This is a genomic window from Tumebacillus flagellatus (assembly GCF_000714935.1).
GTDB lineage: Bacteria > Bacillota > Bacilli > Tumebacillales > Tumebacillaceae > Tumebacillus > Tumebacillus flagellatus.
Map to the genome: position 1 here is coordinate 79,627 of NZ_JMIR01000019.1, position 17,539 is coordinate 97,165.

The 17,539-nt window shown below is 57.5% G+C and carries 18 protein-coding genes; 1 reads left to right on the top strand and 17 read right to left on the bottom strand.

Annotation, left to right across the window (positions count from 1 at the left end):
* Nucleotides 1-11 precede the first annotated feature (11 nt).
* Complete coding sequence (locus EL26_RS25530) at nt 12-149, bottom strand: hypothetical protein (RefSeq protein ID WP_161780729.1); 138 nt, start codon at nt 147-149, stop codon at nt 12-14.
* A gap of 78 nt (nt 150-227) precedes the next feature.
* Entirely contained in the window at nt 228-1,367 is a 1,140-nt protein-coding gene (locus EL26_RS13475; protein ID WP_038089694.1) for a phosphohexomutase domain-containing protein, read from the bottom strand.
* Between the two features lie 110 nt (nt 1,368-1,477).
* Between EL26_RS13475 and EL26_RS25765 the strand changes: the two genes are divergently transcribed.
* On the top strand, nt 1,478-1,660 hold the full coding sequence (locus tag EL26_RS25765; RefSeq protein WP_038089697.1) for a hypothetical protein: 183 nt from the start codon (nt 1,478-1,480) through the stop codon (nt 1,658-1,660).
* A gap of 71 nt (nt 1,661-1,731) precedes the next feature.
* Here the strand turns inward: EL26_RS25765 and EL26_RS13485 are convergent, their stop codons facing one another.
* The 15 genes from EL26_RS13485 to EL26_RS13555 form a co-directional block, all read right to left on the bottom strand.
* The gene (locus tag EL26_RS13485) at nt 1,732-2,418 is read right to left on the bottom strand and encodes a hypothetical protein (protein WP_038089700.1); all 687 of its coding nucleotides are present in this window, start codon (nt 2,416-2,418) and stop codon (nt 1,732-1,734) included.
* Nucleotides 2,419-2,432: 14 nt separating this feature from the next.
* Nucleotides 2,433-3,380 (bottom strand): phosphodiester glycosidase family protein, encoded by a 948-nt coding sequence (locus tag EL26_RS13490; protein ID WP_038089798.1) that lies wholly within the window; start codon nt 3,378-3,380, stop codon nt 2,433-2,435.
* Nucleotides 3,381-3,494: 114 nt separating this feature from the next.
* The gene (locus tag EL26_RS13495; RefSeq protein WP_038089702.1) at nt 3,495-3,812 is read right to left on the bottom strand and encodes a cytochrome o ubiquinol oxidase subunit IV; all 318 of its coding nucleotides are present in this window, start codon (nt 3,810-3,812) and stop codon (nt 3,495-3,497) included.
* A 1-nt stretch (nt 3,813) separates the two neighbouring features.
* On the bottom strand, nt 3,814-4,422 hold the full coding sequence (locus EL26_RS13500; RefSeq protein WP_038089704.1) for a cytochrome (ubi)quinol oxidase subunit III: 609 nt from the start codon (nt 4,420-4,422) through the stop codon (nt 3,814-3,816).
* A 24-nt stretch (nt 4,423-4,446) separates the two neighbouring features.
* Entirely contained in the window at nt 4,447-6,411 is a 1,965-nt protein-coding gene (qoxB, locus tag EL26_RS13505) for a cytochrome aa3 quinol oxidase subunit I (RefSeq protein ID WP_038089707.1), read from the bottom strand.
* 48 nt (nt 6,412-6,459) lie between these two features.
* Nucleotides 6,460-7,377, bottom strand: a complete 918-nt coding sequence (qoxA, locus tag EL26_RS13510; RefSeq protein ID WP_052036349.1) for a cytochrome aa3 quinol oxidase subunit II — start codon at nt 7,375-7,377, stop codon at nt 6,460-6,462.
* 21 nt (nt 7,378-7,398) lie between these two features.
* A complete protein-coding gene (locus EL26_RS13515) occupies nt 7,399-7,857 on the bottom strand; it encodes a DUF420 domain-containing protein (protein WP_038089710.1) in 459 nt (152 codons plus the stop codon).
* A 208-nt stretch (nt 7,858-8,065) separates the two neighbouring features.
* Nucleotides 8,066-9,457 carry a CotS family spore coat protein gene (locus EL26_RS13520; RefSeq protein WP_038089712.1) on the bottom strand — a complete coding sequence of 464 codons (1,392 nt, stop codon included), beginning with the start codon at nt 9,455-9,457 and terminating at the stop codon, nt 8,066-8,068.
* A gap of 19 nt (nt 9,458-9,476) precedes the next feature.
* Nucleotides 9,477-10,550: a mannose-1-phosphate guanylyltransferase gene (locus EL26_RS13525; protein ID WP_038089714.1), complete on the bottom strand. Its 1,074-nt coding sequence runs from the start codon at nt 10,548-10,550 to the stop codon at nt 9,477-9,479.
* Nucleotides 10,551-10,584: 34 nt separating this feature from the next.
* Nucleotides 10,585-11,586, bottom strand: coding sequence for a protein kinase family protein (locus EL26_RS13530; protein ID WP_038089717.1), 1,002 nt, complete (start codon nt 11,584-11,586; stop codon nt 10,585-10,587).
* A 97-nt stretch (nt 11,587-11,683) separates the two neighbouring features.
* On the bottom strand, nt 11,684-13,852 hold the full coding sequence (locus EL26_RS13535; RefSeq protein ID WP_038089720.1) for a LysM peptidoglycan-binding domain-containing protein: 2,169 nt from the start codon (nt 13,850-13,852) through the stop codon (nt 11,684-11,686).
* A 119-nt stretch (nt 13,853-13,971) separates the two neighbouring features.
* Nucleotides 13,972-15,438 (bottom strand): phytoene desaturase family protein, encoded by a 1,467-nt coding sequence (locus tag EL26_RS13540; protein ID WP_038089723.1) that lies wholly within the window; start codon nt 15,436-15,438, stop codon nt 13,972-13,974.
* A 143-nt stretch (nt 15,439-15,581) separates the two neighbouring features.
* Complete coding sequence (locus EL26_RS13545) at nt 15,582-16,439, bottom strand: DUF4097 family beta strand repeat-containing protein (RefSeq protein ID WP_038089725.1); 858 nt, start codon at nt 16,437-16,439, stop codon at nt 15,582-15,584.
* Nucleotides 16,429-16,992, bottom strand: coding sequence for an HAAS signaling domain-containing protein (locus tag EL26_RS13550; protein ID WP_038089728.1), 564 nt, complete (start codon nt 16,990-16,992; stop codon nt 16,429-16,431). The genes EL26_RS13545 and EL26_RS13550 overlap by 11 nt, the downstream gene beginning before the upstream one ends.
* Entirely contained in the window at nt 16,989-17,312 is a 324-nt protein-coding gene (locus EL26_RS13555; RefSeq protein WP_038089730.1) for a PadR family transcriptional regulator, read from the bottom strand. The genes EL26_RS13550 and EL26_RS13555 overlap by 4 nt, the downstream gene beginning before the upstream one ends.
* Nucleotides 17,313-17,539: the final 227 nt, after the last annotated feature.

Below are 17,539 nucleotides of genomic sequence, written 5' to 3' on the forward strand. Positions count from 1 at the left end.
GGAAGTCCCCCCTAGTCCTCTTCTTCGACGACAGCCGTTCCCTCGTCATACGGGTCCGGTTTGCGCAGAATCCGCACGGTCATCCACGCGCCAACCCCCAACAGAAACAGCCACAACAGATTGAAGAAGATCTCGATGCCGTTCAACATCTCTGTTCCCTCGCTCTCTTGCGTCAGTTTTGATCATAATAAAAAGGCCAAGGGCATGCAACCCTTGGCATGTAAGGACTAGTTTTCCACGATCGTCCGCATTTCATCCAACGACCGGCTCAAGCTCTGCTCCGTCCACAACAGATGCTCCAACAGCAACACGCCGACGAACAGCCCGTCGCGCTCCGGCATGTGACGCGGGATGATCAGCGAGCCGTTGCTCTCGCCCGCCGCGAGCACGTCTTCGCGCTGCACGCGGTCTTGGACTTTCTTGAACCCCTTGCCGACTTCCCGCACGCGCTGTTCGTAGCGGTCGCCGAGCCGGTCGATTTTTTTCGAGACGTCGGACGTTTTGACGAGCGAGCCGCTCCAGCCGCGCTCCCGCAACAGATGCAGCGCCGTCAAGGAAAAAAGGTCTTGGCCGCTCACGACCCTCCCCTGCTCGTCGACGGCGGTGAGGCGGCCTCCGTCGCCGGAAATCGCCACGCCGAAGTCGGCTCCCGTCTCGATCACTTTCTCCTGCAAGGCGGTCAGATACTCCGAAACCGCCGGGTCGGGCGCGATGCCGCCAAACAGCGGATCGTGGCGCAGACGCATCCGGATCACGTCGCTGCCGAGCTCTTCAAACGCCGTCGCCATCAGCTCGCCGCCGGCTCCGTACATGCCGTCGACCACGATGCGCAGGCGGCGTTTCTTCCGGGCGGAGACGGAGAGCAGGCGCAAGAGATGATGCACATACGGCTCGTCGCAGTTGGCGAAACGGATCAGCTCTTGCTCCAGCGCTTGCTCGAACTCCATCGTCTTCGGCGCGGTTCGCCCGACTTTGGCGGCGAGGTACTTCAGTTCGCTGGTCATGATCGGGCCGGCGTGCGGGCCTTTCCACGCGAGGCCGTTCCAATCCGGGGCGCGGTGGTTGCCGGAGATCATCACGCCGACCGCCGCTCCGTGGTAGCGCACCGCAAAAGAAAGCAACGGCGTCGGCGCCGGCGCGTCGAGCAAGTAGACGGAGACGCCGTTGCCCGCCAGCACTTGCGCCGTAACACGCGCGAACGCGTCGGAGAGAAAACGCGTATCATAGCCGATCACGACGCCCTGCTCTTCCGCCTGCCGCTCCACCAGATCGTCCGCCAACGCCTGCGAGACGATCCTGACGTTCGGGAGTGTCAGCGCGTCGGCGGTGCGTCCGCGCCAGCCCTCGGGTCCAAACACGATTTCCATGACGTAGATCCCCTGCCCTCTGCAAAAAAGTTCTTTCCATACCCTATGCAGAGAGATGGGCCGTTGTCACGCCGTGCACGGCACCTTCATAGGATACGGTGAACCGACCCATGCAGTTTGTCGAAACGGGGGTGACGGCGATGTACTACTATCTCTTGCGCGTCGTCAAAGTGTTGCTGTGCACAGCCATCGGGATCATCTTCTTGCGGGCGCTGTTCTTCCCGAACGTGCTGGACATCTTGATCCTCTTGCTGTTGTTCCTCGTGCTGATGACGATGTTCCTCGGAACTTGACACAGTAACTTTGATGACGAAAAAAAACACCACGAGCGCGCCGTCATGCGGCGTTCGTGGTGTTTTGCCATTTAGTTCTGAGCACTGCTCTTGGCGGGCATTTCGCGGCCGTTTTGGTAGCGATGCACAACGCCGACCTCGTCTTGAATCGAGAGGATGTTCTCTTTCTCGTCAAACCACGTCTTCTTCGGCTCGAAGCCGTTGAGCCCGATCGACTTGAACCCGAACATCGACTCGTAGAAGCCGAGGCGCTTCTGCCCGTCTTCGGTATAGAGGAAGTAAATCGATTGGGCATACTGTGATTTGAACAGTTGCTCGATGGAAACGCGATTCCCCGACTCCATGTCGTAGAGCGGCACCAACTCCTGCTCCGCGACTTTGTACACGCCAAACGTGTACTTGCCCCAGTGGTGGACGAAGTAGAACAGCGTCTTGCCGTTGTCCATCCATTGCAGGTATTGCGCGCCCTCCAAGTCAAACAACCCGAGGGTTTGTTTCTTCTGATTGGTGATCACGACTTGCGATTGATGCGTGTAGTACGCCATCGTCTTGCCCTTGGCGTCGATGTCGTACAGCAACGCCGTGTCCGGAGGTTGCAGATGCTCTTCGATCGGCACCGACACTTTGGCGACGGCGACCGCCGAGAAGCTCGACGTCTCGCCGGACGGCGTCAAGTATTGCTCCAGCGCGTAGAAGCCGGTCATTTGCAACACGACGACCGAGGCGAAGAGCATCAAGTATTTCTTCCACGATTTCATGGGCTCTTCCCTCCTCAGTTTTTCGTGACGACAAACGCCGTGGCGACCGGGCGTTCCCCGAGCGGGTTGCTGGGCGGCACGGTCAACGAGCCGTCCTGCCACATCTCGGAGGAAAACCCGCCGTCCAGATTGGCGGCCGTCATCGCGCCGTTTTCAAGCATCACTTGCTCAATGTCTTTGAGCGTCGCGCCGATGCCGCCCGTCCCGCGCCCTTGGACGACGAGGAGCAGCACCGCGCCGTCGCTGCGCTGGCCGATCGCCGAGCGCGCCGAACGTCCCCAGCCGCCGTCGCCGTTCGTGATCAACCCTTGGCCTTTGTCGACCAGTTGCGGACCGAACGAGACCGCTTCGGTGAGGTGCAACGACGCGATGTCTTCCTTATTATAGTTGCCGATGACCAGAGCGCCTGCTTGATTGAAGCCGATGATCGGGGCGTTCGTCGGCGACACGACGGTCTTTCCGTGCGAGATCGTCAACCCCAGCGGAATCCCGCCGGTGCCGTGTCCCGACACGTCCAAAAATCCGCCGGCGTTCACAGCGGCCACCGCGTTCGTGCGGTCCGCCATGTCGCTGACCAACTCCCCGACATCGTTGAGGTGTTGCGTCACTTCGACGTGCAGACGCTTCGGGTCTTTGACGATCATCAACTTGCCGGTGAACAGCTTCTCGTCGATCGGGATCACGTCGATGGAATTATCGTGGATGTCGCTGTAGTTGTTCAGCGCCTCTGCATCGGCGCTTCCCGCCGCCGCCGCGTCCATCGCCAGAGGTTGGTATTGCTTCAGTTTCTCTTCAGATAAAAAATATTCTGCGTACTGCGGATGCCGGGACGTGAGAATCGACCCGACAACCATAGCACGCAGATGTTCAAAAGGTCCGTAAAAGACCAGCAGTACGCTTGATACCAGTAGATATGTGAACAAGCTGAAGAGCAGACCAGTTCGCTTGAGCCATTTTTTCATGCGCACGTTTTTCGTCTCCCTACTAAACTATACTCTATCTCTACCACTTTATAAGAGATGGAGCCGACATAGCAAGAGGGAAGTTCTAGGTCTTTCGTAAAGATTTTCGTACGTTTACGATACCATCGAGTTGAACGACATGATCCAGATCGAACCGCCGACGATGAGCACGGTGAACATCAGGCCCAAAATCAGGCCCATGACGTGGTAGCGCGGACCGTCGGTTTTTTCCGTGATGTGCATGAAGAAGAACAACTGCACGACGATCTGGAGAGCAGCCAAGATCACGATGGTGAAGATCAAGGCTTTGACAGCCATGACACCGGCTTCCGTCAGCCACCATGCTGCCAGCGTGAGCACGATGGAGAGGATGAAGCCGATGATGTACATTTTCGGCGACTCATGTTTTGCATGCGAGTTCGTGTTTGCCATGTTACATCACCATCCCACTCAGATAGACGACGGTGAACAGGAAGACCCACACGACGTCCAAGAAGTGCCAGTACAAGCCGGAGGTCATCACTTTGCGCTGGGTGACATCGGTGATGCCGCGACGGGACAATTGAATCATAATCCCGATGATCCAGAACATCCCCACCGTAACGTGGGCACCGTGAGTGCCGACCAAAGTGAAGAACGCCGACAGGAACGCACTGCGGGACATCGTTGCGCCGTCCATCGCATATTGAACAAACTCGGTGATTTCAAAGCCCAGGAAGCCCATGCCCAAAAGCACGGTGACGATCAGCCAGCCGATCAGCCCTTTGACGTTGCCTTTTCGCATTTCAAGCGTTGCCAGACCCGAGGTGAAACTGGAGGTCAGGAGCAAGAACGTTTCGGTCATGAAGCCTTTTACTTCAAACAGTTCCTTGCCGGTCGGGCCGCCGTCGACGTGCGTGCGCAGCACGATGTACGTCGCGAACAGGCAGGCGAAGATCAGCAAGTCGGTGGCCAAGAAGAACCAGAAGCCGAGCATCTTCAAGCCTTCTTGGTCGTGATGCCCGTGGTCATGTGCATGAGCATCATGTCCGCCGTGTTTCATATCATGTGCAAGTTGTGCCACGTCTTACAACCTCCCCAATGCGGATTCGGTTGCTTCGACTTCTTCGACCGGGATGTAGTAGTCGGTGTCGTATTGGAAGGAACGAGCGAACAGGCAAGCGAAGATCCCGATCAAGCCCGGAATCGCCATCCAGTACCACTCAAACACCGCACCAAAGCCGCCGATGAAGAAGAAGACAGCCATGAAGAACGGAATCCCCGAGTTTTTCGGCATGTGGATCGGTTCGATGTGAACCGGTTTTTTCTGATAGCCAGGTTGAGCCATTTCTTCTTTCATTTCAAACCAAGCGTCGCGGGATTTCACGACCGGGATTTCCGCAAAGTTGTACAGCGGTGCCGGAGACGGAATCGACCATTCGAGCGTACGGCCGCCCCACGGGTCGCCGGTGGTATCGCGCTCGCCGTGTTTGATGGAGTAGATGATCTGCCATACCATGACGATAAAGCCGATCCCCATCAAGAAGGCACCGATCGTGGACACCATGTTGAGCGGAGCCCAACCGCGGTCCCAACCGTATACGTAGATACGACGGGTCATGCCCATGAAGCCCAGTGCGTATTGCGGCATGAAGCAAACGTAGAAACCGATGTTCCAGAGCCAGAACGACCATTTGCCGAGGCGGTCGTTCAGTTTGAAACCAAACATCTTCGGCCACCAGTAGTAGAGGCCGGCAAACATCCCGAAGACCACGCCGCCGATCAAGACTTGGTGGAAGTGGGCGATCAGGAAGTACGAGTTGTGGTACTGGTAGTCGGCCGGAGCGACGGAAAGCATAACCCCGGTCGCGCCGCCGATCGCAAAGCACGGAATGAACGCGAGGGTCCAAAGCATCGGCTGCGTCAAGGAGATGCGGCCGCGGAACATGGTGAACAGCCAGTTGAAGACTTTAACCCCTGTCGGTATTGCAACCGCCATCGTCGCGATGGCGAAGAATGCGTTGACGTCTGCGCCTGCGCCCATCGTGAAGAAGTGGTGAACCCAGGTGAAGAAGCCGATGATACTGATCGAAACGAGCGCCAAGACCATCGAAGTGTAGCCGAACAGTCTCTTTTTGGAGAACGTGGAGACGACTTCGGAGAAGATCCCGAACGCCGGAAGGATGACGATATACACTTCCGGGTGACCCCAGATCCAGAACAAGTTAATAAACATCATCGGGTTGCCGCCGCCGGTCAGCGTGAAGAAATGCGCGCCGCCGATGCGGTCGATGAACAGCAGAATCAGCGCCACGGTCAGAGCCGGGAACGCGTACAGGATCATGATGCAAGTGGCGAGCACCGACCAAGAAAACATCGGAGTTTTCATCAGTTTCATGCCCGGAGCGCGCATCTTGAGGATCGTAACCAAGAAGTTGATGCCGGTTGCGGTCGAACCGATACCGGAGATCAAGATCGAGAGCAGATAGTAGTTTTCACCGGGGCCGTTGGAGAAGCCCAGTTCGGAGAGCGGCGGGTACGAAGTCCAGCCGGAGTCCGGAGAACCGCCGATGACAAACGACAGGTTCAGAAGCATGGCGCCCATGAAGAACAGCCAGAAGGAAACGGCGTTCAGGAACGGGAACGCTACGTCGCGCGCGCCGATTTGCAACGGCACGACGATGTTGAACATCGCAAAGATCAGCGGCATCGCCATGAACAGAATCATGATCGTGCCGTGCGTGGTGAAGATTTCGTTGTAGTGCTGCGACTCCAAGAACTTCATATTCGGAGCGGCCAGCTGAATCCGCATCAGAATGGCGTCAACGCCGCCGCGGAACAGCATCAGCAGAGCCGCGATCAAATACATGATCCCGATTTTCTTATGGTCGACGGTGGTCAGCCATTCGCGCCAGAGCCAACCCCACTTTTTGAATTTGGTGAGGTAGAACAGGATGGCGACACTGACGAGAACGATGGATACGTCGGCCCCGTAAATCATGGGATCGCCTGTCACGAAGAACGTGGAAGCGAATTGTTTGATGCTATCCATATCCAAGTGTCATTCCTTTCTCTTTCGAACTTTTCCTGATTCAGGTTGTTATTTCGCCATGCTCGGCATGTTCTCCATACCGCTCATATTGCTCATGTCGTGTTTCATGTACATACCGCCGTTTTTGTCAACGGTGTTTTCATACAAGCCTTCCGGGTAGGACGAGAAGGTTTGCGGTTCTGCGGTGCCTTTTTCGGTGAGCTTGTTGTAGCCGTCCACCGTCAGCGCCGGAGAGTTTTTCTTCACGTCGGAAACCCACGCGTTGAAGTCGGCTTCCGACTTCGAGACGACTTTGAAGTCCATGTGTGCAAAGCCTTCGCCGGTGAAGTTTGCGCCGTTGCCGTCAAACGTGCCGATTTTGTCGGCTTGCAGCCACAGACGCATGTCCATACCCGGCATTGCGTATTCTTGACCGCCAAGCGCCGGAATCCAGAACGAGTTCATCGGAGAGTCTGCGGTCAGTTGGAACTGAACCGGAACGCCAGCCGGGATTTCTGCGTAGTTGACAGTTGCGATTTTTTGATCCGGATAAGTGAAGACCCACTTCCAGTCGAGCGACGTAACTTGGATGACCAGCGGTTTGATGTCGGCCGATTCGACCGGCGGCTTGGTCAGCGAGAACGTGCTTTTCGCGGTGAAGGTGCCCAAGATCGCGATGATCACGATCGGAATGCCCCACCAGAGGTATTCCAGCTTCGTGCTGTGATCCCAGTTCGGCTGGTACGGTGCGGTGTTGCCTTTTTTGTCACGATAGCGGTAGACGATGATCGCAAGCAAGATCAAGACCGGAATGATGACGATGGCGACCAAGACTGTGGACAGCTTGATCAGATGCAGTTCTTCTTGACCAACTGGACCTACAGGATTCAGGACCGGATATTGATCGGAGCAACCCGACAACAGGACGGTGAGACCTGCAAGCAGCGCCGCGATAGAAAAAGGTTTTTTGAATCTAGACGGCTTCAAAGTGTTTCTCTCCCCTCACGTTTATTGGCCCAGCCACGCGCGGAATACGTTAACCGTGGGGCCCGGCGGGTAGATCACGTACAGCATCAGGAAGACTCCAAGACCGCTGATTGTCGTGATAAACCAAACAGGTGCTGCTACACGCCCGATTTTCGCATGTTTGCGAAGCGAGCGTTTGTATATGAATCGAAGAGCCAGAAGCCCTAAGACCGCGCCGACAGTTGCCAAGACCGTGTGCAGTTGCAAGAAGGTTTGATACGTGACACGGAGATGTTCCGGTCCTCCGAAGCTGGTGTCCCCGACCAGAATCGTTTTGGTCGCGTATCCGATGAAGAACAGCGAAGCCAGCACCACGCTCGTTACCATCAAACGTTTATGGGCCTCGACCCGCTTGCGACGAATTTGCCACCACCCGAGTGCCATCGTAAGCGCACTGGCCAACATAAACCCTTCGTTGATGTACGGAAGAACGTGTAGCATGCGATTCCCCTCCTTGTACTCACTTGTTTTTTACTTAGCTTGCCTCGACATTTCATGTAATACTCTATACCCAACCGAGGCATTTTTGTATGAACACTTTGTGAAAGTCTTCACTTTCACGATTTCGTCACAAAAAGGGGACCATCATTTTCCTTTGATGGTCCCCTTTCCCTTGAACGACTGGGCGTTGTCTGTTTTTTCGCTCGAATCAGCGACCCGGCGTCCACGGACCCGTAGGTCCGCCGCTGTTCGTCGAACGGCGGCGCGGTGCCACATCCGCTTGCGTGCGCTTGGCTTTCGGGCGCGCTTGACGGGTTTGCGCCGCTTGGGTGATCGCTTGCGGCGACTCTTCGCTCTCGTCTTCGTCGTCTGCAAAGCGGGCGAGCGTGACGTTGGCCTCATGGTCTTCCACTTGCACGGCGATCGGGCCGCTTTCCTCGTCCTCCGCATTTCGATTCTCTTCCCAGCCGTCGTTGCGCGCTTGCGCCGAGGAGGATTCGTATTCTTCGAGATCGTAGGAGCCGACATCGTCGAGCTGCGGCGCGAACGACGGCGCCTGCATCGTCAACCCGTAGCGGTCGATGATCTCTTGCACGAACGTTTCACGGCCGCGGTCGAGCGCGAGCGATTTGCGGAAGTTTTTGGCGAAGCGCTCCACTTCCCAGTCGCGGGTGCGCTCAAAGTACGACTCCACCAGCTGCAGCGTGCGCGACGGGAACGAGAGATACGCGGCGAGCACCGTCATCTCTTCTTTGGTGATCTCGCGCTGGGCGCGGTAGACGTCCAGCACGGAGAACCCGATTTCCGCGTCCCAGTTGCAGCGCGGCATGTAGCGGGAGAGCAGCGCGCCGAGGTCTTGGATCGGGTGCCCGAAATGGCAGTGGTCGAAGTCGACGATGCTCATGCGTTCCTTGTCGACGATCAGGTTTTGGCGCGAGTAGGAACCGTGGCAGATCGTCTTCTGGTCGCGCGCCCATTCGAGCACCGCGCCGTAGGGCGTCTCGTTCAATTGTTCACAAGCGTGGTCGATCATTTGCAACAACTCGCTGCGATGCTCGGCGTAGGCGATGTCCATCAGCGTCTGGTCGCGCCGCTCCTCCAGGTGCTGGTCGTAGCTGACCAGTTTGGCGCGGTACTTGCCCCAGAGCGCGGAGAAATCCTCCCGCGTCTCTTGCCCGAAACCGCCGCCTTCAAAACCTGCCCCCGCGTTGTGAAACCGTGCGAGCGTTTCGGCTGCGAGAAACAGGTTTTTGGTTTTTTTCAGATCGGCTTCTTTGCCCGGCATCCAGTCGGTCAAGTAGTAAAGCCCGGACGCGTGCACGACAAACGGGTCGCCGTACTTGGTGCGGATGAAGCGCGGGACGTTGGTAAAGCCGTTTTGGAACAAGTGCTCCAGCGTTTCTTGGATGAAGCGCAGGCGGGCATGGGAGACGTTGACTCTCTTGAGCATGCGCGAGCCGGCTGAGGTGTAGAGTTTGATCACGCCGCGCACGGCACGGGCTTTTTCGACAGGCAGATCCCACTCGCGCAAGATTTCCACGTCGGCGCCGTAGCTGTCAAACGTTTCTTGCAACTCGCGTTCCTCTTTGCGTTTCCCCATCGTTCACACTCCCCCTTACTTATAAAAACTCGCGCAAATCGCGCTTCTCGATGCCGCGAACCAGGTCTTTGATCTCTTGGTCGCGCTCTTTGTCGGCGACGAGGATCGAACGGTCGGACTGCACGATCAACAGGTCGCGCACGCCGATGGTCGCGATCAGCAAATCTTCGCTTTCGATGATGCACTTGCGGGTGTCAATGCCCACATGCAGGCCGTTGACGATGTTGCCGCTGTTGTCCTGTTGCAAAAAACGCTCCACCGACCGCCACGACCCGACGTCGTCCCACGCGAAATCGGCGGGGATGACGGCGACGTTCGGCGCTTTTTCCATGATCGCGTAGTCGACCGACAGCTTTTCGAGCTTCCCGTAGGTCTCGCGGATCACGTCGCGCTCATCCGGCGTGCCGAGGTGCTCATAGATGTAGGAAAGCTGCTGGTACATCTCCGGCATGTGCCGGCGGTACGCTTGCAGAATCGTCTGCACTTTCCACACGAACATCCCGGAGTTCCACAGGTACTTCCCCGATTGCAAAAAGCGCAGCGCCCGGTCGAAGTCCGGCTTCTCGGTAAATTCCGCGACGTGGTAGGAGCGGCGGCCGTTGTCGTTGACGAGCAGAGAATCCATCTTGATATAGCCGTACCCCGTTTTCGGCTCGGTTGGGCGGATGCCAAACGTGACGAGCATCTTATGATTGCGGGCAAACTCAGCCGCCCAAGAGAGACAGCGGCGGAAATCCTGCTCCGAGCCGATAAAGTGGTCGGACGGCAGGACGGCCATCACCGCGTCTGGATCGCGCCGCGCCAGTTTGATCGCGGCAAGCCCGATCCCGGCCGCCGTTTCGCGGGCTTCCGGCTCGATGATCAAGTTCTCCGACGGCAACTCCGGCAGCTGTTCTTGGATTTTGTCGAAGTAGCGGTCGTTGGTCACCACGTAGATGCAATCTTGACGGATCAGCGGGCGAACGCGTTGGGCGGTGGTTTGCAGGAGGCTTTTGTCCCCGAAGATCTGCAAAAACTGCTTCGGGTTCGCCGAAGAGCTTTTCGGCCAAAAACGACTCCCCACTCCACCGGCCAAGATCACGGCATACAGCATGTGGGTGTCCCTCCTTTCACACTCCTTCGGCCCTTTACGACCATGTGATGCTGTCGGCGCCGTAGAGGATCGGACGGCGCGTCTGCCCTTGGATCACCGCCTGTTCCAGCCGCTCGGCAAACACGTCGGCGCTTTTTTTGAAGCGGGCGTATTGCGAGATGTGACGGTACGCCGCGTGCGGGAACGCCATGTACGCGTCGAGCACGACGATGTCTTGTTCGCTCAGTTGCCCGGTTTCCGCGTAGGAATCCACAAACAGGCGCGCCATGTCGTATTCGCCCTTCTCGATCAGGCCGTGCGCAAATTTCGCCACGTCATAGAGCGGCAGGTCGGCGATCGCGTCGTCGATGTGCAGCGTGGCGACGCGGCCTTCCATCGAGATGCGCAAATCGCTCAAACGGTAATCGCCGACGGCAAACTCCGCCTCCTGCTCTGCGCGGCGGGCCGCCTCTTCGTACTTGGCGGCGGTCAACCCTTCGACGGCGCGGGAAATCTGTTCGGAAATCCACTCGTAGTGTTCGAGAAAGCGCTCTTGCAGCATGTTCTTCTGACGGTGTTCGCTCCATTGCTGCGAGCGCTCCGCCAGTTCCTCGCCCGCTTGCGTGAAGCGTTGCAGCCAGGTGCCGTGGCGTTTGGGCAACGCGAGCTCCGGCGGAAGTTGCAAACCCCGGCACGCATCATGAAGATGCGCGAGGTTGCGCCCGACCAGCCGCATGTCGAGCGGCATCACTTCCGGCGTCCGGCCTTCCCAGTCGTCGCTCAGGGTAAAAAGCTGATCTGCCGCTTCGACCCACGACTCGCCGTAGAGGGAACGGATATGCCGCGGGATGCGGCGGAATCCGTTCTTGGCGAGGTGTTCCCAGAGGGCGTGCCGCCGTTTGACCACTCGTTCGTCCGTATCGATACGCAGGCGCTTCACGCCGCGGTCGCTGTCCACGAGGACGGTCTGGGGGTTGAGCGGCATGATCCCGCGCACGTTTATTCCGTAGCGCGGCAATACCGTTTCGAGGATCACGTCTACTTGCGCACTGTCCATACGTCTCCCCTCCCTTTTCTTGCTGTAAGCCTATGCGTTTGTACCAACGAGTAGACGAAAAAAACAGGCGGGACAAGGTGTCCGGCCTGTTTTTTCGTTAACGGCGTTTCGTCGGGATGTAGAGGATCTGACCGGCCTCCACTTCTTGGCGCGTCAGGCGGTTCGCCCGCTGCAGCTCGGAAGGGGTGGTGTTGTATTGTTCCGCCAGCTCTTGGAGCGAATCGGTTTCGTGCACGATGCGGAATTTCAACGTGGTTTTCGTCTCTTTCTGGCGCAGGAAGTTGCCCCAGACCGAGTCGTGCTTGCTGGTCGTCGAAGGATAGAGCGGCGCGGCGATCATCGACTGCTCGGTGGAAGAAGCTTCTCCCGTCAGGCTCTCCTGCAGGAGAGGCGCCGATTCCGCAAACGCCGCTTCCACGACTTCCGCAAGCGTCAGATCTTCTGGCGCCGCCGGAGCGCGGGACTCGCCCAGCAGAGCGGACAGTTTCAAGCCGGAGCCGCTCTCGGAGAACGTGGACTTGCTGCCAAGCGAGAGTTTCGGACCGCCGGGCTTGGTCGGTTGCTCGACCACTTCCGGCGCGGCGGCGATGATCTCTTGCTCCGGCACTTCGTCTTCGAACTCGTAGTGCGCGACCACCGTTTCCTCGGCTTCGAGGATCGGGCGGTCTGCTTCGTCCGCTTCTGTATAGTCGGCTGCTGGGTCGGCATCCGCTTGGTCGGCTTCGTCCTCGACGGAAGGTGCGTCGTGGAATTCTGTCGTCGCTTCGGAGTCTTCCGCCCCTGCCGTCTCGGCGGTTTCCTCCTTCTCTTCCTGACGAACGGCGTGGGCGGTTTCGACCGTCTCTTCGTGACGAACCGCATCGTCGTCCGGCGCTTCCGCCGCTGCAAACGGCTCCGGCGCGTCGAACGTGTCGTCGAGCTCCGTGATCTCCTCAACGCGGGTGTCTTCGAGGACGAACGCATCGGCGTCTTCATCGACCGGGCTCGGAGTGCCGTGGCTCGCGACGATGCGGTTGTACGCTTCGTGGTACGCGTCAGCAGAAGCGCCTGCCGACGAGGACGACGGCGTGCCGGAAGAGGAGGGAACTTTATAGTCTGGCTGCAATTCGCCGAATTGCTCCAGCGCGCGGTCATACGCCTCACGGTATTGATTCGCTTCGAACGCTTGATGTTGCCCGCCGCTCGCATAAGGATTCAAAAACTGATTGGCGTACGGCGACTGTTGCGCTTGATCGAAGAGACTCTTCTGCAACTCTTCGAAACTCGACACTTGGTACTGCTCCATGACTTCGCGTGACGCTTGTGCAAAATTCACTTCTTGCAAGTCCGGGAACTCGCGCTGCGCTTGCTCAAACATCGCTTGCGCTTGTTGGAACAACTCCTGCTCTTGGAGCGGCAACCCGTTCGGGAACGCTTGCTCCGCCGCGTTCAACTGCTGTGCCCACGCGCTGTCCGCTTCCGGCATCGGGAAGACCAGACGCGGGTCCGGCGTGAAGAGGATTTCGGTTTCGTCGTCGTCATCGTCATCGTCGTCCGCTTCTTGGTCGCGATATTCCGCTTCCGCCGTTTGCGCATCCGGCGCGGGCGATTCGATCAGCCAGTCATCTTCGGACGCCGGCTCTTCGACTTCCTCCAAGCTCTGACGGTAATTCGACGCCCACGCGTTGTCAAACGGCGCTTCAAACTCCGCGTCCTCCGCCACCGCGGGCGGCACGAGCGTGCGGGACTCTTCCTGATCCAGCAAGGTGTCGAGGCTCGACGCAGGCTTGACTCCCTCTTCCTGCGTGCCGCAGCGGAACACATAGCCCTCTTGGCCTGACAACCCTTGCAAAATCAACTCCGCGCGCAGATGAAGCGTGTTCTCGCCGAGCACATGCACGTTCCACTGGCCGATCTTGGGATTCACGTACAGCGAGCCGGACTCTCGTTGGTGAACCTCCTGCGCCGTCACCGGCACTTGCAAGAGAAACGGCAAGCGGTGATGGAACGGCAGCACCGGCGCTTCCGGCACGTCCGCCCCCGCGTCAAATACATCCCGGTCGTCCTGCGCATCTGGAATCGGAGCGTCGCCCGCTTCTTCCTGTCGGAAAAATCCTGCAAACGACAGCGCCCCGCGCAACACATACAGATCGTCTTCAATGTCAAATCCGGTAATCTCCGTCGCGACCGTTTCGTCTTCCACTTCTTCATGGCCGCGCACGCCTTCTATCGTGACCTGCTGGTCAACATGAATCCGAATCGACGGCTTGTTTTCCGCCTCCGCCACACGCAGTCCCTCCTTCGTTCACTAACGTCACGTTCATATCTATGAGACTGCCTGTACCCATATGACCCCGTTTGACAAAAAAGATGTGCCCGAAATCCGGCCGGGCACATCGTGACAACTTATGTGGTTCTCCAAGATTTTTGTATGGCTTTGGCAGCCAAGCGCGCGGAACGCATCGTGCCGAACACCCCGTGTCCCGCCGTCGTCCAATGTCCGGCGGCAAACAAGCCGGGAATCGCCGTCGTCCCTTTCGCGCTTCGACTGAACGGTTGGCAGGCAGACCGCTTCCAACCGTAGATTGCGCCGTCTGAATTGCCGGTGTAGCGGGTGATCGTGCGCGGAGTTGCCGTTTCCAAAAAAGTAACGCGTTCGCGAAGTCCCGGCAGGTGATGCTCGATCGCTTGCAGCGCGGCGTCTGTCAAAAAGTCCTTGCCGCGTGTCTCTCGAAGCTGCTCGACGAAATCGGCTTCGCAGCCCATCATGATGGAGACGACGGCGGTTCCTTCCGGTGCCAGACTCGGGTCGGACTTGGAGGGACACGTGAGCACAAACCAAGAGCCGGGAACGGGTTCCAGCGGGTTGAAAGAGTTGCAGTCTCGGGAGAAGTTTTCGTGTGGGTAGACGATCAATTCGTGAGGGAGTTGTTGTGTCCAGCCGTCATTGCGAAGCGCGGCATAGAGCAGCAAGGCGGAGTGTGAGGGGATCATGCGGTGGACTTCGCGGTGCAAGTGCGACGGAAGATCGGAAGGTGCGATCATGCGGGTAAACGTGGTTCTCATGTCGGCGTTGCTGACCACCGTCGAAGCTCGGAATTCCTCGCCCCGTTTCGTCCGCACGCCGACCGCGCGGCCGTCTTCGATCAAGATCTGCTCCACCTCCGTGCGCAATTTTACACGTCCGCCGTCGCGTTCCACGGCGTAGGCGAGCGCATCGGCCAGTTTTTGCGTGGAGCCTTCGATGTAATACGCGCCTCCGTGGTACGAAGCGAGCACCGCCATGAACGTCAGCGTCTCCATCTCGTCCGGTGTGACGCCGATGTATGGAAACAGCGACGTGATCAGAAACGGTATGCGCGGGTTGCGAAATCTCCCATGCAGATAAGACTGGACAGTCGTCCGGTTCACTTCCGGCATCCGTCTCAATCGTTGCAAGGAGAGTTGTTTCGGGAAAAAAACCCCCGTCCCCAAATCTTTGATCTCCATCATCGTTTCTTCGATCGCCGCCGCTTCGTCTGGAAACCAAGCGCTCAGCGAACGGGCGAACTCGTCGAGGTCGGCCGGTATGTCGTAGTGGTCGGAGCCGATCTGAACCCGATACATCGGCGACACTTCCACCAGCGGCAACCGATCCAAAACATCGAGTTCTTGCAGAATCCGGTGCGTAAAGCCTCCTGGCTCCAGACCGCCTATCAGATGGACCGCCGCGTCAAACACACAGCGGTGCCGACGGAACGTGCTGGCACAACCGCCGACCACGTAATGCCGTTCCAACACCAAAACGTTTGCTCCTTGCTTCGCCAACAAAGCCGCCGTCGTCAAGCCGCCAAGCCCGGCACCAATGACGATGACGTCCAGCTCTTTTGACATTCTAGTAGACCTCCTTTTATCCACATTAATCACTTACACGTAAACATCATACATGAAAATTACATATTTATAAATAAATTTCACTAAAAAAGGAGATGCATCCCTTTTGCGGGATGCATCTCCTCGTGTGTTGTCGTTTTGCGTTAGTGCGCCGCTTTGCCGATCTCGAAGTTGCCGGAAGACGAGTCGATTTTGACGAGCGGAGCGTTGTCGCCGGCGTTGTTGGCGGTGGCGGTCATGTGCTCGCCGTCGTCTGTGGCGTTTTGCGCGGTGAACGGGAAGCCGATTTTCTTATTGCCCGATTTCGTGACGGCGTCAAGTCGGAACGCGGCGGTTTCCGGCAGATAGAGCGCGGTGTCGCCGGAGTGCGATTCGAGAGAAAGGTCTTGCTTGAGATCGCTCATCGTCAGCTTCACATCCCCCGAGTGCGAAACGACCACGCCCTTGCCGCTCATCGCGTCAAGCGTCATGTTGCCGGAGTGCGTGGTCAATTTGAACGAATCGCCTTGGAAGCCGTGCACGTGCGAGTCGCCGGACGAGCTGTCCAATGTAAACGACTTCGCTTGGAACGCGTCGAGTTCCACGTCGCCGGAATGTTCCTCCACTTTGAGCGAGTCGTACGCTTTCTTCGGCACTTGCACGTCGAGTTTCAAATCGCCGCCCTTGTAGTCCATGAACGAGGCCGGAACTTTGGTGACGATCACCAGCTGCGAACCGTTGACGGAAGCGTCGAGGAGCTGTTCATTGTCGGAGTCCTTGGCGTTCTCGCTGAGCGTTCCTTTGAGCGAGAGCAGGATTTGGTCCCCGTCCGTCGGGATCAGATGCAAGTCGACGGAGTGCCCTTCGATCGAGACGCTTTGGATGTTTTTGCCGTCAAATGATTTCTCTTGCGAAATCGGAACCATCTTGCCTTTGAACACGTTGGCGTCGCAACCCGTTACGCTTGCCGCCAACAACAGCGTTGCCAACCCCGTCACCCACATCGTGTGTTTACGCTTCATTGTGACTCTTCCCCTTTACGAGCTTTATATTGTAAGCCAGATATCTGACCAACCATCTGTACATCCATTTCGTCACCCAGATCATGCCGCGGCCGAGGAAATATCCGACGATCGCCAGAACCAGCGAGAGCAGCAATTGCAGCCAATCGGCTCCGGTGGTCGGAAATCCATTCATATAGAGTTCGATCAGCGGCGAAACCAGGAACGCGAGGGCGACGACGATCATGCCGGCCCAGAGGCCCAGCAACCCGACAAACGGCCCCGCCACAATCAGCAGATTGAACAGGCCGAGAGACGCGGCGGTGAAGATCGCTTGGAACAGTTTCTTCATAGAAAGTTCCTGTTGCGCCTGTTCGACCAGCACCGAGGCGCGGATCTCCTTGGCGAGCGTCTTCGGGTTGCCAAGCGCCAGCGCCACACCGGATTCGTCTCGGCCGGCCTCCAGCGCCAACTCGAAGTGCTCCCGGTATTCCGCCAAGATGTCTGCGCGCTCGTCCGCATCGAGACCTTGGAGCTCTGCTTCGAGTTTTTTCAGAAAGGTTTCCTTGGTCATGCCTCTTCGCCTCCTCGAATGATGGAATTGACCCGTCCCACGAAGTCGTCCCATTCGCGGACCAACTCGTCCCGATAGCGCATGCCGCTGTCGGTCAAGCGGTAGTACTTACGGGGCGGACCCTCTTGCGACTCCATCAAATAAGTGGAGAAATAGCCTTCCTTCGTGAGCCGCCGCAAGAGCGGGTAGATCGTGCCTTCTGAAATTTCGATGTGTTTTGAAATGCTGTTCACCAGTTCGTACCCGTAGAGGTCTTCCCGGCCGACCAGCACGAGGACACACAATTCAAGCACTCCCTTTTTGAATTGTATATTTTCCATGTTTCTCACCCGCTTTCCTGTTAGTGAGTAAAATTTTACTTGTCAGTTTATCTCCTTGTGGTTTATTATAACACCAGCTACCTTGCAATGAAAGGTACTGTACGAAAAAAATTCACGGCGAGGTGATCTCGATTCCATTCGACAAAAAAGAATAAATTTTTACATGACAGAAGGAAACGCACCAGCTAAAGTAGAAATTGGATAACGCATCATGTAAATCATACTAC

Coding starts and splice junctions, on each gene's coding strand:
- EL26_RS25530 (WP_161780729.1), bottom strand. CDS start 149: ATGTTGAACGGCATCGAGATCTTCTTCAATCTGTTGTGGCTGTTTCTG.
- EL26_RS13475 (WP_038089694.1), bottom strand. CDS start 1,367: ATGGAAATCGTGTTTGGACCCGAGGGCTGGCGCGGACGCACCGCCGAC.
- EL26_RS25765 (WP_038089697.1), top strand. CDS start 1,478: ATGCAGTTTGTCGAAACGGGGGTGACGGCGATGTACTACTATCTCTTG.
- EL26_RS13485 (WP_038089700.1), bottom strand. CDS start 2,418: ATGAAATCGTGGAAGAAATACTTGATGCTCTTCGCCTCGGTCGTCGTG.
- EL26_RS13490 (WP_038089798.1), bottom strand. CDS start 3,380: ATGAAAAAATGGCTCAAGCGAACTGGTCTGCTCTTCAGCTTGTTCACA.
- EL26_RS13495 (WP_038089702.1), bottom strand. CDS start 3,812: ATGGCAAACACGAACTCGCATGCAAAACATGAGTCGCCGAAAATGTAC.
- EL26_RS13500 (WP_038089704.1), bottom strand. CDS start 4,422: ATGAAACACGGCGGACATGATGCTCATGCACATGACCACGGGCATCAC.
- qoxB (WP_038089707.1), bottom strand. CDS start 6,411: ATGGATAGCATCAAACAATTCGCTTCCACGTTCTTCGTGACAGGCGAT.
- EL26_RS13515 (WP_038089710.1), bottom strand. CDS start 7,857: ATGCTACACGTTCTTCCGTACATCAACGAAGGGTTTATGTTGGCCAGT.
- EL26_RS13520 (WP_038089712.1), bottom strand. CDS start 9,457: ATGGGGAAACGCAAAGAGGAACGCGAGTTGCAAGAAACGTTTGACAGC.
- EL26_RS13525 (WP_038089714.1), bottom strand. CDS start 10,550: ATGCTGTATGCCGTGATCTTGGCCGGTGGAGTGGGGAGTCGTTTTTGG.
- EL26_RS13530 (WP_038089717.1), bottom strand. CDS start 11,586: ATGGACAGTGCGCAAGTAGACGTGATCCTCGAAACGGTATTGCCGCGC.
- EL26_RS13540 (WP_038089723.1), bottom strand. CDS start 15,438: ATGTCAAAAGAGCTGGACGTCATCGTCATTGGTGCCGGGCTTGGCGGC.
- EL26_RS13545 (WP_038089725.1), bottom strand. CDS start 16,439: ATGAAGCGTAAACACACGATGTGGGTGACGGGGTTGGCAACGCTGTTG.
- EL26_RS13550 (WP_038089728.1), bottom strand. CDS start 16,992: ATGACCAAGGAAACCTTTCTGAAAAAACTCGAAGCAGAGCTCCAAGGT.
- EL26_RS13555 (WP_038089730.1), bottom strand. CDS start 17,312: ATGGAAAATATACAATTCAAAAAGGGAGTGCTTGAATTGTGTGTCCTC.